A 16,764-nucleotide genomic window follows, 5' to 3' on the forward strand; every position below is an offset into this window, starting at 1 on the left:
TTTTAATGCAATCATTCATGTGAGAACTATAATTTTATAGTTCTCACATGGAATCTTTCCCATATAACAGGATCACCGTCGCTATCATACCAACATTTTTTTATAGTGTCTGATTGACCGAGTTCTACACAATAATAACTTCCATCGTACTCTGCTAAGAACTTTACACTGCTCTTGCCTTTAACATGATAATTGACCCAACCAGAATCAACACTTCCATTAACCTCAATCATACTTGTTAACATTTTCCATGTGGATGAAAAGGCAAAACTTAGGTCACCCGCCACGGATACATCGTATACAGATATCTCTGTGGAAGCTTTGGCATTCATATCCAGTCCATTTTTTCCAAACTGAATAGCAGCATTCGCTAATTTTTCATTAAGAATCTTTAAGTCTGCTGAGGCCTTAACATTTTCTTGAGTAAAATTCAGTGCAATTTCGCCCTTGTCAATTTCTCCGAGGTTTCCCCACTTACTCATATTTTCTGGAACATCTAAATTAAACGAACTGAATAGGTTAACACCTGCGTGTGTCTGGCCTGCTAGAACAATATCTCTTCTTTTAACATCATTTAAATCACCTGGAAACAATATGCTCTTTATGCTGTCAGATATTGCCGGCGAATCGAGTAAGAACATACTTAGACCACTCATTTTTATTCCAAGCTTGTCAATGAAAAGTATATTGTATATAGGAATGCCTTTTGCGAGTTCAGCGTTCACTGCTATTTCATCTGGACACCAATAATAAGAGGAAATATAGCCATCAAGGCCCCTTAACCCCTTTGTAAAATTAGCAAAACTAAAAGCACCACCAAATTTCCAGTACTCATTATTCTTATCAAGTGAATTTAACTTTAAAACAATATTATCGAGTCCAAACTTACCAAACTGCAGGGACTCATTCACATCTAGTTCGGCTTCAAACCCAAATTCAATATTCTCTTTTGTTAGGGCTATAAATGCTGAACCTTTTGTATTTTGGGGCTTAAACTTAAATGCCTCACTGCGCTTTTCAACCTTTAGAGATGTGTCTGTCGTATCTTTTTCATTCGTTGATGTAAACTTCTTATTTAGCACACTGTTCTTAATTGAATCAATAATTTTATATGGATTGACTTCTGCTACAGTCAAAATAAGTTTGTCTGATTTCAGATCAATCTCCGCACCTTTAACATCAACCATGAATGGTATTTTGAATTTGAATTTATGAAGATTCATATCAAAATCATTCTTGTTATCATTCACATTAATCACAAACTCGTCTTCGTTTACTATGTAATCCTTACCATTCATAATGATGTTTGCGAAATTGGCAGTTGACAATCCATTTTCAATTGCCTGGTTATAAGATATATATATCTTCCCTTTCCCCGATAGTTGTCCTCTGTCACCCAAATCAACAATTTCATTTGTGCCCATAGAAAAATCATCAGGTTGGTTAAATGGCTCAATATAAATGTCTTCTTCTAAATGTAGAAAACCGTCGATCATAACATTACCACTTGCTAGTATCTGACCATCCTTGATTTGGCCTATTGAATCGGCACTTATCAATAAATCGCCCAGTTTAACCTTTGTGACCTTGCCTGCTCTAAATACGTTAATCATTTTAGGTTTAAACTCCGTGAGTCCATTATCAAGGACCACTTTCAAATTATATTGTCCCGCTGGAATAGGGCTATCTATCCATCCCGTGGCTGTCCGAGTATCGCTACACTTTACGTTTTCTAACTCATAGTCTCCTATAAATATTTGCATACCTTCTTGAAACCCTACACCTTGTAAGGTGAAGTTGCTTCCATGCTTTATATCGGAAACTGACAAAGACTTGGGTTGAATCCCGGTCACATGAAAGACGTCTTCATCGACTATCTGAACATCTTTTTGATCATTTACTGAATCAGAATCATCAGCACTTAATTGGTATAGTTGACTTGAAGATATTTGATAATCTTTTAAGGCAATGGTTAGATTTCTTTTATTGATGCTCGGATTTTTTTCCACTGTATAACTAAAACAATAGTTGTTGGTTATATAATTTTGTAGCATTATATATACATTTTCTAACTCAATAGAATTTGATGCATGGATGTATCGACCGCCTGTTAATTCAGCTATGGCGTTTAAGTAGTCTGTATCAATATCCCCAAGTCCCACTGTAAAAATTTTAATTTTATTATCAATCGCCTTTTTTATAACTTCATCAATCTGCCCTGAAGAATTTTCATCCCTACCATCACTCATTAATATAATTGATTTCTGTGAGGCGCTTGAACTAAGCTCATTAATACCGGATCGTAAACCACTTGATATATCCGTTCCTCCACCTGAAACAATACTGTTAATCCCATTGACCAATTTATTTTTTGAGTTGGTGCTTGAAACCACAAGTCTTGCATCAGAATTATATTCAACAACTGCCATTTTACTATTCCAGATATCCAATTTATCTACGCATGATAGGGCGGCAACTTTTAGATCTCTTAAAGGTAGGCCCTTCATACTGCCGCTTGAATCAAGCACCAAAGCTATATCTACATTGGCTCGACTGTCTAAATCAAGCATTTTAAAATCCTCAATGCTATATTGAGTATCAATGATTTCAAAATTTTCTTTACTAAAATCATTGGCTAGGCCAAAAACGCCCTCTTTTTTTCCGCTGACATTGGCATATGCCTTAATAAGAGGATACTCAGACGTATCTATTTCACTTATATACATATTCATTTTTTTATACTTCAAGGTTGAGATCATAAACTCAGTAAATCTGCTATTCACAGATTCACTAGACCCATTTACCACGCCTTGACTTTGAACCTCTACCAATTCTGAAATCGAACTTTTTAAAACTGGATCACTCTGACCCGGCTGAGATTGATTGTATGCATCAACAACTTTAAAGAGTGGTTCTCTAATTTGTGCGGTTTTTAAAATACTTTGGTGATGGTCAATGATATTGTCAATATATCCTTTGGCTGTCTCCCTTTCATCTATAGCCATATAGAGTTTAGCGAGTTGAATATCATATAAGCCTGTTACATCATGAAAAAGTGGCTTTCTTGATAAAATATAGTTGATAGACCTTCTAACACTAAGATTCTTTGCTGACTGCTCAAGTTCCTCAGCTTCAACAATTAGATCCATTGCATGATCTTCGTCAAGGGTCCCACTATAAGCCTCGTTTCTTAACTCTTGAGATTTTTCCATGAGCTCAATCACTTCTTCATCATCTAGGTTATGCTCTGTATAAGAAAACATATTCCTTTGAGAAATTATGTCTGTATAAACAATATAATTTTCTATGGAGCTATCAATTTCAACCAATTTTTGCGCATATTCAAAAGCCCTTTCTAGCTTATTGGTCTGAATATAGTATTTACTTATCATACGAAGAACATCCTGATTGTCATTATATTTTTCTGCAATCTCTTCCACAGTTTCTTCATCAATCTCAAACTGACCATTTGATAACACTGCTTTTTCTAGTTTATACAATGTCTCATATCTATCGACTGCCTTGTCACTATACCCTAAATCATTGAAGAGACTAGTCACTACATTACTAATAGCCTCTTCATCACTCACTTCATTTTCTCCGCCATGTGGTTGGTCTATAGCGATGCTGGATGAATAGATATGATGCTCTGCAAGTTTATTTAAGTCAATCACGGCGTCTCTTATTTCAATTTTAAGTTCATCATTTTTTATAGCTTTTTTGGAATTTATAAAGACATACTCGTAATCTCCTCGTTTATATCTAGATATCAGCTCTATGATTTTTTCATGCCCTTCATTTACATCCCCTTTAACCAAGGATTTATCCAGAAGACTTAGCTCAGACTCTAACAAGTATTTATATGCTATGTATGTTGAACTTTCTTCTGAGTTTTTATCATGTACGAAGCTCAAAGTTCCATAATATACACTTGCACTTAAACCAAGAACCGCTGTAAATAATATAAGCCACCGCGCAATATTTCTCTCTTTTTTAATTTTTTTAGCAACAAAATAGTCTATTATAATTGCCATCAAGCATTCTAGCCCGAAGAGGCCTATAAATTCATAGTTCATCCTTTCCCTACTTTCACATCAAACGAATTAAAAAGGATTGATTTTCTAAGTCTAGCGCCTGCAAAATTATAGATCATCATCCCGGTCATATCATATAAAGAATTTTAATCCTTAAATATTTATATATGGTATGACGAGGATTTTTGAATAATATTTTGCAAATTGCTCAAGTAGAAAATTCAATCCTTTGAACTTGATTTATATGTTTTGTCCACAATAAGAACAGAACTTTGCTAACATATTGTTTTCTCGCTTGCAACGGCTACAAGCTTTCACTGAAAATTTTTCTTTGTCCTTCCTTGAATAAACCTTCATAACACCTATAAAAAATAATACTGAACTGGCCAGTAGGAGTTTTGCTTTCACACTTAATAAACCTCCACCAGTTAGTAGAAATAGTGATGCCAAGGCAAGTTCTATCACAGCACAGACATAACTTGCTTTCTTGTTAATGTTATTTCTCATTACACTGACCAGCGGGTAGATAATTGGAACACAAAAGATAAATCTATACTTATTTAAAGTGAATCCTAGACCAGAAATTTTCATTGAAACAATCTCTGAAAAATCCATATATGCAGCCATGTCATCCATATGAACATCTGTATATAATGACTTCACAAACTCAGCTTCTTCTGTTAAATATGATCCTATCGAAAGCACCACAATCAATATTGCTGACAGGATTAATAGCTTGGCTCCAAAATTCAACTTAACTTTCATTGCTTTCAGTTCCTTCTTGATCAACCATCTTCTTGCCACACCCCATACAGAACTGTGCATCTTCTTTAACAGGTGTGTCACAATCAGGGCATTTTCTTTCATTTGAGTTTTCTGGTTCTAAAATAACGACCTCGTTTTTTGCACCGCATTCCGTACAAAATGTTGCATCTTCTGGGATTTGTGCACCGCAACTCTGACAGTTCACTGCTCCTTTTATCTCAAGAATGTCTTTTCTTAATTGGCTAATTTTATCTAAACAAGCCTGGATTTTTTGAATTTCATCATTATAATCACTATCATTGCTTGACTTATTTTTTTCATAGTAATTTTTTCCTATTTGAATAAACAAACCTTGTATTTCTTCTTCTTTCACTTGAATTTGACCATTTAAACTTGACACTTCGCTCATGACCTTTGCTTTTTGTGCCAAGTCCTTACTTGTATTGGTCAGTGTTTCACCTAATTTGTTGAAAAATGACATACTTAGCCTCCTTACATATGGTTGTTTATAATTTTGTCAAAAAACTTGGCTTTTATCGTCCCCATAGACAAAGCTTTTAGTCCAAAACTCAATAGCAATAGTTTCTCTGCTGCATAAACGACATAGGACCCGATTCTATCAAGTTCAAATGGTACATCAATGTCTATAATCCACCCAAAAGCGATGTCGAGTATACTAAAAACATCATCAATGGTATCGAAAAACACTAAAAACATACCAGATACTATAATCACACTGATCATCTTAATAGCAGATTTTTTTAGCCATTCATTGTCTTCATAAAGAAGCACAAAAGCCGCCAGCAAAATCGCGACCAGATCACTTACAAACACAAGAAAAAATATCAATGCGCCTGTTAATGGTATGCTGATTCCTAACTTTGATTTTTCCAATTTAACACCTCGCTTCTTTGATTAAAACAGTTCGCTAGACTCACATTCCTTTTACAAGATTATATTACATTATTTTCCTTTTACTTTCAATGTTTATTTTCCTTTTTTTGGATTTAGGTGTTTTGTAAGTACAAATTTTCTACAATATATAAAAAAACCGCTTGATCAAACAAGCGGTTTCAGGCTGTCAACAAAGTGGACAGAATGTTAGCTTGTAGAAAACTTCGAAAGACAAGGCGCGGATAAAAATCGCTTAATGAGCGTATTCACATACGTGATTTAAGCGGATTTTACTCTGCAACGCAGTATTTCGGAGTTTATCTGCAAGCTAAAACCGCTTGATTAAGCAAGCGGTTTTCCAAGCAGGCTTCTGCCTCTAAATTTTAAACTTATGAATGGCTTCATCCAGTTGTTTTACAACCCCCACCAGGCTCTTCATCTGTTCGTCTATTTCGGTAATACCAGCCAATTGTTCTTCTGAGGATGCTGAAACTTCTGTGGTTGCAGCAGATGTTTGTTCAGTCGAAGCAGACACATTGAGGATGGCCGTGAGAATATCCTCCCTAAGCTCTGATATGTTTTCCACTTCCGTATTCAGGAAGTTTATGTCCTCGCCAAGACGATGGACAGAATCCGATATGCTTGCAAATTGACTTGACGTGGCCTTAACCATCCCACTTTGAGTGTTGACCGTTTTTGTCACAATCGCCATCTGCTCAACAGACTTTAATGAGCTGCTTTCTATCTCATCTATTATGCCCTTTATATCCGTCACGGATTTGCCTGATTCTTCAGCAAGTTTTCTAATCTCTTCAGCCACCACGGAGAATCCTCGGCCCGCTTCTCCCGCTCGAGCGGCTTCAATAGAAGCATTGAGCGCAAGGAGGTTTGTTTGCTCTGCAATGGAGTTAATCACATCTGTAAAGGCACTGATTTTATCATGTCCTTCTTTCATTTCATGAATAATTGATTCAATTTCATGAACCACTTTTAGGGAGTCTTGTGCCGATGTGCCCAGTGTATTCACTGACTCAATGCCTTTTCTATTTTCTTCTTCAGCGAGTTTCAAGGCTTCACCCATAGTTTGGGACACACTTTCAAGTCTTTCAACGCTTGAGGATAAGACACTCATTTTCTCCGAGACCAGTTCCGCCCCAGCGGCTTCTTCCGAAACGGCCTCACTGATTTCTTGTATGGTAAGGACCACCTCGTTGATGGCCTTTGTGGACTCGTCCGTTACCTCTGACAACCTAGCTACAGTGCCTGTAACTGTTCCAGACGTTCTATTTGAAGTTTCTATCATTTCTCGAAGACTGGCCAACATGCTGTTGTAGCTGTCCCCAAGGGATTTTATTTCATCATTTGAATTAATGTGGACTGGGTCCCCTGTCAAATCTCCCCTTGCAATTCTATCAAGAGCCTCGTTAACCATGTTTATTCTTTGAGACAGTTTGCTTGAGAAAATATACATGCCCACAACACCCAGTAGGATCGTTGCAGCAACCACAGTCAAGATAATGGTCAGCATACTGGTCGCCTGCTTGTTGAACTCAGATTCATAGGCGCCCGCCGATATAATCCATCCCCAGTCTGGATCATAATTCTGATAAGATATTTTGCTTTCAATGGCTTCTGAATTAGGTAAGTTCCAGTCATACTCTACATAACCGCCACCCTTCATGGCGACTTTTATCTGTTCCTGAACCAGCTTCATGCCTGATCCTGATTTGTCTTCAGCTTCCCAAACATCAACACCTTCAAGGCTTGGGTGCATAAGTTCGATCCCTTCGGTTGAGTACACAACAAAATACCCCGTGCCCCCTAAGTAGATGTTGTCATTAATTGGCCTTTTCCCTTCAGAATCCTTTGGTCCTAATAAAAGAACTTTTATGTTTTCCTGGGCCTCCTCCAAGGATATGGCCCCTGAAGCCACAGATTTCTTTTGAAGCTCTACCATGTACATGGCCTGTTCAACAGCATTTCTCAGCAATATTTCACCACTGGTGTCAAACTCTTTTTTTGCCCTTGTAAAGCTGATGCTGCTGATAATCAGCATTGGCAACAGGAGTAAAAGTATCCCTGCGCTTATTAGTTTCGATTTTAAATTCATTTGAATCCTCCGCTCACTTTGTTTTTATAGGTCTCTGTTTTGTGAATATCTATGCCTTCCCCTAATACTATATTTTTAGGCGAACTTAATAAATATAGCTCATTTTCAAAGCTTGTCAAGTTCTACCACATGTTCAATAATAATGCAATAATTATGCCAATTGAAAATTGTCTGAAAGTATTCAAATCACTCACTTATTCTTTTTCAATTATGAGAAAAGTGTCTAAATAAAAGACAGTGTTTATTTTATATACAGATGAAAAACACCTGGAGAAGGACATAAATAAACCACACCTCTCACCAGTGTGGTTTATTTATGGAAATGAATATTTATTATACGTTTTCTACTATTGAGCGACTTACAAAATATCATTCAAGCCCCCTTGCTATATCATATATAGAGGTTTAAGAATCAACATTTTGTATATGGTACAGCAAGGGTATAGATCTGTAATTTTGCAAGCGCCTGACTATTCAGATCGTCTATAACTTTAGAATCGACTCAAGATCACATAGGACAGGGCGCTGACAGCTCCGCCAAGACACGTCCCCCACGCAATATCTATTATGGTAATCATCAGGGGCCAATCTTTAAGAGTTGCCATATTGGTTAAGTCATAAGTTGCGTAGGTTATAAAACCGAAGATGAACCCCGTCATCAGGGCATGGTTAAAACTCTCTTTTCTTAGAGCCGGTTGAATGACGAAAAAAAGTAAGCCCCCTATATAAATCATATAAAAGGCTAGAGCAGCCCCTAAGACCACTTTATCTGCCATCAGATGACCAATATACCTCTTGTAGAGCCCCTTAGCTAGAACACCAAGCCAAAGTATATCCACCGCAAAAAACATGACAGCTGTCACAATATACTGCTTAATATAGATCATTCTATCCTCCAAACCAGAGTCATTCATCTACTCTACCTAGTTCTTGTACTTTATTTGCAATATCATAGGCACTTCTTTTAAGAAAAATAATCCAAACCGTATAAACCAGTTAATGATATATACCCATTTCCTAGACACATAAAAAAGCCATTTGAAATTCAAATGGCCCACAATCCTTTACATTTTCCTATATGATCAACTAAGCTTAACCGCGCAGGCCTGCGACGACTCTGGTTGGGTTCAGTATAAGATCAAAGGCATCATCTATGGTTTTACAGGCCAAATCAGCCTTGGTCAGTGCCTTAACTGAGCACCCCTCTTGTCCCATAACAACAATTGATAGGGCACACGTTTCAAACATCATTCCATCATTAAATCCATTTCCAATGCAAGCGCAACTTTCATGGCCAAGTTTTTTAGCAATCTCTTTTTTACTATATCCTGCGCTGGCAGTATCAAACACTTGAATATTTACAGCCATGCCATCACATTCCCGCCGAACTGTGCCGTGGGTGTCTGCTGTTAAAACGTGAACGGCAATCCCCAGTTTCTCTATGGCTTTTATTTTATTTTTTACACCAGGTATCATCTTTCCATCGCATGCAATTGTTCCATTATAATCGAGGAGCAGATTTTCAATTTGCAAAAGTCCTTTTCCAGGTATTTTAATATCCATAGCAACCTCTTTCCCTTTAAGTATCCTTTCCTTTGACAAGGTCAAATACGCTTTCATCTCAATATATCATACATGACCCCCCAAGCCCTTGTAGACGAAAAAGCTTCATGACATGTGGAAAAATGTGTGGTTTTGTTACATTATATGGTGTAATATATATTGGTGTAAAATAAAAAGAATGCGTGTCCCTCAGTAAGAAAGGATGGTCACATGATACAAATTATTCTTCTTATCGCAGTTGGAATCTATCTAATCTGCGCCTCTACTTTTCAGTGGGAATGGTTTTTTAGCAACAGAAAAGCACAAAGGCTCGTTGACTGGATCGGCTATAAAAACACCAGAATTGTGTATAGTGTCTTAGGTCTTGCCATGATACTTATATCCATAATGATCTATCTTGAAAACTAGGAGTTTCTAACATGGAAGGAAATATAGCATTATTTATTAAGGGGTCTATTCAGGTTGGTATTGTCAGTGTTTGGGCTTTTCGATTATATAAGAACAAGAAAAGAGATAAGCTGCTTGAGAGATTCCATGAAGTCTATGAAAATGATGATTTAACGGGTGCCCCGTGGCATATCAACAAATATATTCAGGACAAACCAAAAGATAGTCTTGCTTATAGCTACAAGGGACTTGTACTCAAGGATATGGGCAATTTTCACGAGGCCAAAGAGGCTCTTGAAAAAGCCACAGCGCTGAGTGATAAGAATTTTATTGCCTACAAGTTTCTAGGAGACCTATATCTTGAAAATGGCAACTTTGTCATGGCTAAGAATCATTATGAAAAAGGAATCAGGCTCGATAAAAGACCTGCTATTCTTTACTGCTGTGCTGTTTGTTATATAGAACTGGGCCAGCTTGAAAAAGGGGAGAAATACCTCAAACAAGCCCTTAAGCGCAAAAGTAAGTTGACTGGTCTAATCCATGAAAAACTTGTAGAGGTCTATACAAGACTGGATCAGCCAGACCAAGCAAATAAACACCAAGTCCTATGCGACAAGGCTCTAGCATTAGAAGAGGACATACCGAACTATACTGCTGAAGAGTTATAAAACGGGTCACCCTTAGAAGCATTACTTAGGGCGTCCCGTTTTCATATTATCTCTTCTCATCTAAGTTATTTTACTTTTTTGCAAAAAGCACACTTTGCCCATCGTACACACTGTACTGACCTTTAACAAGGACTTCGTCGTCCGGTTTAAGCCCGCTTAACACCTCTGTTTTATCTTTCACCGTCATACCTGTTTCAATGCTTTTCTTTATGACTTTTTCATTTTCAACTGTATAAACATAGGCATCGTTTCCATAATTTATAATGGCCCGGGTATCTATCAGCAGTGCTGACTCATTTTCATAAGTTGGCACAAGAACACTTGCCATGAGTCCATTTTTGTAGACTTTATCCGTCTTAAGACTGATTTTAACCCGAAACATATAGTCATTATCCTCACTACCGTATACTTCCGTGACATGCCCCTGTATGTGTTCGTCCTTTATATAAACATCCACTTCTTTTCCCTTATCTACATCTTTTAAGTGCTCTTCCGTCAAATAGAGCTCAACGCTTTGAGTCCCATTCTTCTTGATCACAATTTTATCAGATTGACCTATATATCCACCTGCTTCAAGGCTTATCTCAGTCACCACACCTTCATAAGATGATTTGATTATACTTCGCGCCTTAATGTTGTCTCTGCTTCTTTGGAGCAGGGCCTGCTGTTCTTTTAACTTTTCCACTTGGAGACTGTACTGGTCCAGTTCATTGTTGATATTGTTTAGGTCTTCCTGGGAAACCGCTCCTGCATTAAAAAGACTTTGTGTTTTTTCCTGTTGCTGACCAATATGTTTTTTGTTCAAGTCAAGCTCACCCAAACTGGCACTGATCTGCTTCATCTGAAAATCAATTTGGTCCAGTTCTCCTGTCGTGTCCAGTTGAATAAGGGGGCTTCCCGCAGTAATCGTCTGACCTTTTTTACATAAACCTGGACCACTTTCCCCTGTATGGCACTTGCATCTATAACTTCAAGAGTCTCGTTCACCCTTCCATTGACCATAAAGTTTGATCCTATTTTATCAAGGACTGGCTTAACAGTATAAACCCTTTTTGTTTCTGTTATGCTGTCTGTTTTGGTATCTATTCCATTTTTTTGTTCACTGTTTTCTTCTGGAATAAGGACAACGGAAATGACCAAAGCCAAGCAAACAAACACAATTGAAATTTTCTTATACATTGACCTTCACTCCTTTATTCATTCTATCAATTATTGACTCAATCCCATTCATGGTGATGGGCACCACAACGAGTGTGAGAAATGTTGAGAACACAAGACCAAATATAAGAGAATAGGCAATCCCTGAATAATCCTCATTGTAAATAGCCAGTGGTAAAACGCCAGATATTGTTGTTAACGATGTGGCAATAATGGGTGTTAATCTTGACCGGCACCCTTCTATAATGGATTCGATATTATCCATCCCGTGTTTTTCACGGAGCATATTGACATAGTCAATGAGGACTATAGCGTCATTAACCGCTATGCCAACCAGAGCAACAATTCCTAAAAAGGACAGGGTTGAAAAGGTCAGTCCGAACACAAGATATCCAAGAACGACACCCACAACTGCATAGGGAATACTGAGCACAATCGCAAATGGTTGTGCGTAGGAGTTAAACTGCGAAACCAGAACAATATATACCAGGACACTGGCAACCATCATTTTTTGGGTTAAATCCTGAAATGACTTCTCCATATCCTCAGATTCTCCAGCCGGTTCAAGTCTAACACCTTGCGGTAGAAGGTCATCTTCCTTGACTTGATTAAAGAGGTCTTTGACGATGATATTGACATTGGCTTCACTGGATTTATCGGCTACAAGACTTATTGTAGGCTTGCCTTCATAGTGTTTTAGGACACTACTGAACCTTGTGTTTTGAATGTCTACAAGTTCAAGCAGGGGGATGTTCAATCCCTTTTCATTTTGAACGGTAATATTTTTTAGGTCATTAACACCATCAAATGGTGAATAATATTTCAAATAGATGTCTGTATCTTGTCCACGGCTCTCAATCGTTGCAACTTCCTCACCCGATGTTAAATAGCGTAACTTCAACATGACATCTAGCGGGCTGACACCATACAAATCACATTTGTTTTGAATCAACTTCATATCAATGGTTGGTCTGCTATAAGCGAAGTCAATACGTGGACTTAAAACACCATCAATATTTCGGAGCCTGTCCACCAGGGCTTGACCAGCAACATTCAGAGTATCGTGGTCACTTCCAATAAGTCGAAGCCTTATGGGACCCCCGCTGCCTTCTTCACCATCTGCAGAAAACCGCCCCTTTACATCTGGTAGTCCATTAATAAAACCATTGAATTCTCTAATAATGTCCTTGGAATGGCGGTCTCTCTCCCTTTTATCAACAAGTTCTATGGTGTAATGGATGCTTGCATCATTGTAGTAATAAATAATTTTTTTGACGTAGTTGCTCTTTAACATGTGGGCATTGATGGCACTGGAAACCTGGTCTAAGTCCTCTTTTATACTGCCTTCAATTAGTCTTACCCTCGCAAACTGGTTAACATCATCACTCTCAGGCATAGCCTCTTTTTTGACCAAATCAGAAAAGAGAAGGCCCACACTTGAAATCAATAAGACAAAGGTGACCCCCATAACTAGGATTTTATGACCCTTTGAATGCATCAGTTTACCAATAAAACGGTGAAACAGGTCTGGCAGTTTTGATTTTTTATTTGTATATAATTTCAAATATCCAAGCCCTGCAACAAGGGGACCTGATATAAAAGACAGCTCCGTCAATTGTAGGTTGTCTGAAAATGCATATAGGGCACATACTGTGATGACAATGAGTGTTAAGGCTTTATACTTGTTGGCGGCACTTGAATGTTTGATAAACTGAGCGGCCAGTATGGGGGTCACTGTAACAGATGTAATAAAGGAAATGGTCATGGCTATGGCAGCAGTCAGGGGGATTTCTCTAATAATACTGCCTATGTCTCCCTTCATGATCGCTAAAGGTACGAGGGCACATACAGTGGTCACTGTGGACGCCAAAATGGCTGGTGCCACCCTCGTTGTGGATGAAACCACAATATCTGTCATGCTCAACTGCCCACTGGTCTTTTTCTTTTCATCAATCATTTCAATAACAACAATGGCATTATCCACTAACATACCAAGGGCTATAATAAGTCCCATAATGCTAAAAATATTCAGGGTGATATCGAAATGTTCAAAGACGAGAAAGGAAGATAATAGGGTTACAGGAATCACACTCGATGCAATAAGGGCCTCTCTAAACCCTATAAAGAAAAACAGGACGACAATAACAGACAGCAAGCCACTAAATGCGTTATACAAGACATCATTTATGCTTTTAGAAATATACTTTGAAACATCCACCGATGTGCTTAATATGTCTCCGTAGTCCCTGTTTTCATTGTAATGCTTGGTAAATTTCACAATGTCCCTGTTAATAGAAATGGTGTCTGCACTTTTTCTTTTAAAGACAGAGACAAGGACTGTCGGGGTCTTCTCGGATTTTGTGATTTTAAATGGTGTGCCCGCATTATGACTGACCCACTTAACTTCACACAAATCCCTCACGTAGACAATTCTATTCTCTGATTTTCTCACGATTAGATTCTCAATATCTTGTGTGTCTAAGAGTTGACTTTCAACTTGGAGATTGTATTTACTCCCATTCATGATTATGCTTCCAAGGGGCAAGGTTGATTTTGCTGACTTAATTTTTTCAATAACTTCTATTTCACTGACTCCAAAAGCTTCAAGTTTTTGAAGGTCTGGAACCACTTCAATTCTTCTCTCTTCCATTCCACTGATCAAAATCTTTGAAACACCAGATATGGATTTCACATTCCGCTCCACATCTTTTAGAATGTTCTTTTTATCTGCATAAGGAAGCCTGCTGTCGATTTCAATGAGTATAATGGGGCTGTTGTTGATATCATATTCTTCAACAACAGGGCTTTCTGCCTTTTCGGGCAAACCATGCTTCATGTTTTGAACCTTGGTTTGAACCAGCCTAATTTTTTCATCGATGACCGCGCCCTCTTTGAATTTTAAGACAACAACACTGCTGCTATAAGACGATTCAGAGGTCATTTTTTCAAGATCAGACAGATCGTTGAGTTCCTTTTCTATCTTGTTTGTGACTGAACCTTCCATATTGCTTGGACTGGCCCCTGCCATATAGGTGTAGACACTAACATAGGGAAACTTGGCATTCGGTAAGAGGGACTTTGTGGTGGATTCATAACGCATAAATGCCAGTATGAAAACAATTGCGATCATTAAATAGACAGCTTTTCGCTTGTTAATAGATGCCTTTATAATACCTTGTAGTATATTCATATATTTCTCCAAACTTGTATTGTGGTTTAGGCTTATTACTGATTATGTCTAAATTTTAGAGTATGGAGTTGGTCCAGAGTCAAGGCCCTGTCTATATGAAATTGAAATGAAATTTGATCCATCAAAATCCAATTTTGACTATAACAAAAAGACTCAGCTATTCAGCTGAGTCTTAGGCAGTGGACAAAATCCCCTATTAAACCTTTTGAGAAGCCTTCAAGGCTTCGTCAATGCTTTCATAAAATTTCTCTGCCCCAATCTGATCATAGAGGCCTGATTTCATTAAAACGTCTCTTGGTTGATCCTGGGCCTCAGATATAGATAAGTCCACATGGTGGCTTTTACAAATAGCAACCATACGTCGCATAGCCTGAATGGCTGTGGCATCCATGGCTGGAACATTCCTCATTCTTATGACCAGGGACTTGGTATCGGCCCCGACCTGACCCAGGGCTCCAATAAATTTATCAGCAGCACCAAAGAAAAATGGTCCATTTATTTCGTAAACAGTCACATCACCAGACCCATAATCATCAAGTGGGACAGACTGGTAGTCATCTGGTTCCTCCGACATGTCAAAGCTTGAAATATTAATGTTTGACACCTCACTCATTCTTTTCATAAAGAGGAAGGACGCTAGAACCATACCCACTTCTATAGCAACAATTAGATCCCAAAAGACTGTTAATATAAAAGTGATCAAGAGTACGGTCACATCACTCTTGGGGCTACTTAATAACTGCTTAAATTCTCGCCATTCGCTCATGTTGTAGGAAACAACCATTAAGATGGCCGCTAGGGTTGAAAGGGGAATCATTTTAGCTAGGGGCATAAGGGAAACATAAATTAGTAGCAGACAGACCGAATGGACAATACCTGCTATAGGTGTTCGACCCCCATTTTTTACATTCGCCGCCGTTCTGGCAATGGCTCCGGTCACTGGAATACCACCAAACAAGGCCGAAGCAATATTGGCCGTCCCCTGACCAATCAACTCCATATTTGACCTATGTTTACCGCCAATCATACCATCTGACACCACTGCACTTAGAAGAGACTCAATGGCTCCAAGCATGGCGATGGAGATGGCCGGTGTCATGAGTATGTAGAGCTTATCAAAACTTATTTTAGGCAAATGAGGCAGGGGCAACTGTGCAGACATGTTGCCAAATTTCGATCCGATTGTTGCAACATCTAGGTTTAAAAACTTCACAAGCAGGGATGCAACAATAACCGCCACAAGGGCACCTGGTATTTTCTTATTCACCTTGGGCCAGAAAACAATAATCAGTATGGAAAGCAAACCGATGACAATAGCCAGGGGATTGAAACTGTGGATATGCTCTGAGTAGACAATCCATTTTTCCACAAATTCCGCTGGAACCTTGTCAATTTCAAGACCAAGAAAGTCTTTGACCTGGGCAGTGAATATTATGGCTGCAATACCACTTGTGAACCCCGTTGTGATGGGATAGGGTATAAACTTAATGAAACTTCCAAACTTTAAAAGCCCGAAAAGAATCATGATTCCCCCAGCCATAATTGTGGATATAACCAGACCTTCATAGCCATACTTGGTGACGATGGTATAAACAAGAGCCATAAAGGCACCTGTTGGACCACCGATTTGAACTCGACTGCCTCCGAGAAGCGAAACGAAAAAACCGCCGATAATGGCTGTAAAAAGTCCCTGTTCAGGACTGACACCTGATGCTATGGCGATTGCTATAGAAAGGGGTAGGGCAATGATTGACACAATAATGCCTGCGTTTATGTCCCGCATAAAATCATTTCGCGTGTATCCCTTTAAAGTTGAGAAAAGCTTTGGCTTTAAAACCGACATGTAAACACTTCTTTCTTAAGATTAAAACATTTCCCCAAGTCAATTCTTGGTTCATTAACAACAAGACCTATAATACGCCCCTTATGGTTTAAAATCAATGATAAATATGAAGGCGTGCTATAAAAAAGCCTATTTCCTTTTTAGGAAATAGG

At 38.3% G+C, this 16,764-nt stretch carries 13 protein-coding genes; 2 read left to right on the forward strand and 11 right to left on the reverse strand.

Features of this window, described 5'->3' with window-relative positions; translation table 11 throughout:
• Window positions 1–26: 26 nt before the first annotated feature.
• The 7 genes from ACQ4KW_RS21085 to ACQ4KW_RS21115 all read right to left on the reverse strand — a co-directional run bounded on the left by ACQ4KW_RS21085 (window position 27) and on the right by ACQ4KW_RS21115 (window position 9,366).
• Window positions 27–4,076, reverse strand: a complete 4,050-nt coding sequence (locus tag ACQ4KW_RS21085) for a VWA domain-containing protein (RefSeq protein WP_430884409.1) — start codon at window positions 4,074–4,076, stop codon at window positions 27–29.
• 198 nt (window positions 4,077–4,274) lie between these two features.
• Complete coding sequence (locus ACQ4KW_RS21090) at window positions 4,275–4,838, reverse strand: hypothetical protein (RefSeq protein ID WP_430884410.1); 564 nt, start codon at window positions 4,836–4,838, stop codon at window positions 4,275–4,277.
• Window positions 4,789–5,280, reverse strand: a complete 492-nt coding sequence (locus tag ACQ4KW_RS21095) for a zinc ribbon domain-containing protein (protein WP_430884411.1) — start codon at window positions 5,278–5,280, stop codon at window positions 4,789–4,791. The genes ACQ4KW_RS21090 and ACQ4KW_RS21095 overlap by 50 nt, the downstream gene beginning before the upstream one ends.
• Window positions 5,281–5,291: 11 nt before the next feature.
• On the reverse strand, window positions 5,292–5,693 hold the full coding sequence (locus ACQ4KW_RS21100) for a hypothetical protein (protein ID WP_430884412.1): 402 nt from the start codon (window positions 5,691–5,693) through the stop codon (window positions 5,292–5,294).
• 376 nt (window positions 5,694–6,069) lie between these two features.
• On the reverse strand, window positions 6,070–7,803 hold the full coding sequence (locus tag ACQ4KW_RS21105) for a methyl-accepting chemotaxis protein (protein ID WP_430884413.1): 1,734 nt from the start codon (window positions 7,801–7,803) through the stop codon (window positions 6,070–6,072).
• A gap of 491 nt (window positions 7,804–8,294) precedes the next feature.
• On the reverse strand, window positions 8,295–8,690 hold the full coding sequence (locus ACQ4KW_RS21110) for a DUF2177 family protein (RefSeq protein WP_430884414.1): 396 nt from the start codon (window positions 8,688–8,690) through the stop codon (window positions 8,295–8,297).
• A gap of 205 nt (window positions 8,691–8,895) precedes the next feature.
• A complete protein-coding gene (locus ACQ4KW_RS21115; RefSeq protein ID WP_430884415.1) occupies window positions 8,896–9,366 on the reverse strand; it encodes an HAD family hydrolase in 471 nt (156 codons plus the stop codon).
• A 210-nt stretch (window positions 9,367–9,576) separates the two neighbouring features.
• Here ACQ4KW_RS21115 and ACQ4KW_RS21120 point away from each other — a divergent pair, with 210 nt between their 5' ends.
• Window positions 9,577–9,774 carry an Imm17 family immunity protein gene (locus ACQ4KW_RS21120; RefSeq protein WP_430884416.1) on the forward strand — a complete coding sequence of 66 codons (198 nt, stop codon included), beginning with the start codon at window positions 9,577–9,579 and terminating at the stop codon, window positions 9,772–9,774.
• 11 nt (window positions 9,775–9,785) lie between these two features.
• Window positions 9,786–10,421 carry a tetratricopeptide repeat protein gene (locus tag ACQ4KW_RS21125; protein ID WP_430884417.1) on the forward strand — a complete coding sequence of 212 codons (636 nt, stop codon included), beginning with the start codon at window positions 9,786–9,788 and terminating at the stop codon, window positions 10,419–10,421.
• A gap of 70 nt (window positions 10,422–10,491) precedes the next feature.
• Here ACQ4KW_RS21125 and ACQ4KW_RS21130 read toward each other — a convergent pair whose 3' ends face one another.
• The 4 genes from ACQ4KW_RS21130 to ACQ4KW_RS21145 all read right to left on the reverse strand — a co-directional run bounded on the left by ACQ4KW_RS21130 (window position 10,492) and on the right by ACQ4KW_RS21145 (window position 16,612).
• Complete coding sequence (locus ACQ4KW_RS21130) at window positions 10,492–11,328, reverse strand: efflux RND transporter periplasmic adaptor subunit (protein WP_430886615.1); 837 nt, start codon at window positions 11,326–11,328, stop codon at window positions 10,492–10,494.
• Window positions 11,259–11,600, reverse strand: coding sequence for a hypothetical protein (locus ACQ4KW_RS21135; protein WP_430884418.1), 342 nt, complete (start codon window positions 11,598–11,600; stop codon window positions 11,259–11,261). The genes ACQ4KW_RS21130 and ACQ4KW_RS21135 overlap by 70 nt, the downstream gene beginning before the upstream one ends.
• Entirely contained in the window at window positions 11,593–14,769 is a 3,177-nt protein-coding gene (locus ACQ4KW_RS21140; RefSeq protein WP_430884419.1) for an efflux RND transporter permease subunit, read from the reverse strand. Before ACQ4KW_RS21140 ends, ACQ4KW_RS21135 begins: the two co-directional genes overlap by 8 nt.
• Window positions 14,770–14,965: 196 nt before the next feature.
• Window positions 14,966–16,612: a SulP family inorganic anion transporter gene (locus ACQ4KW_RS21145; RefSeq protein ID WP_430884420.1), complete on the reverse strand. Its 1,647-nt coding sequence runs from the start codon at window positions 16,610–16,612 to the stop codon at window positions 14,966–14,968.
• Between the last annotated feature and the right edge of the window lie 152 nt (window positions 16,613–16,764).

This window comes from Tianxiuia mixotrophica (assembly GCF_050596425.1).
Taxonomy (GTDB): Bacteria; Bacillota; Clostridia; order Peptostreptococcales; family Acidaminobacteraceae.

Bases quoted from the DNA above. Each gene is read 5' to 3' on its own strand.
- ACQ4KW_RS21085 (WP_430884409.1), bottom strand. From the start codon at position 4,076: ATGAACTATGAATTTATAGGCCTCTTCGGGCTAGAATGCTTGATGGCA.
- ACQ4KW_RS21095 (WP_430884411.1), bottom strand. From the start codon at position 5,280: ATGTCATTTTTCAACAAATTAGGTGAAACACTGACCAATACAAGTAAG.
- ACQ4KW_RS21105 (WP_430884413.1), bottom strand. From the start codon at position 7,803: ATGAATTTAAAATCGAAACTAATAAGCGCAGGGATACTTTTACTCCTG.
- ACQ4KW_RS21110 (WP_430884414.1), bottom strand. From the start codon at position 8,690: ATGATCTATATTAAGCAGTATATTGTGACAGCTGTCATGTTTTTTGCG.
- ACQ4KW_RS21115 (WP_430884415.1), bottom strand. From the start codon at position 9,366: ATGGATATTAAAATACCTGGAAAAGGACTTTTGCAAATTGAAAATCTG.
- ACQ4KW_RS21120 (WP_430884416.1), top strand. From the start codon at position 9,577: ATGATACAAATTATTCTTCTTATCGCAGTTGGAATCTATCTAATCTGC.
- ACQ4KW_RS21125 (WP_430884417.1), top strand. From the start codon at position 9,786: ATGGAAGGAAATATAGCATTATTTATTAAGGGGTCTATTCAGGTTGGT.
- ACQ4KW_RS21135 (WP_430884418.1), bottom strand. From the start codon at position 11,600: ATGTATAAGAAAATTTCAATTGTGTTTGTTTGCTTGGCTTTGGTCATT.
- ACQ4KW_RS21140 (WP_430884419.1), bottom strand. From the start codon at position 14,769: ATGAATATACTACAAGGTATTATAAAGGCATCTATTAACAAGCGAAAA.
- ACQ4KW_RS21145 (WP_430884420.1), bottom strand. From the start codon at position 16,612: ATGTCGGTTTTAAAGCCAAAGCTTTTCTCAACTTTAAAGGGATACACG.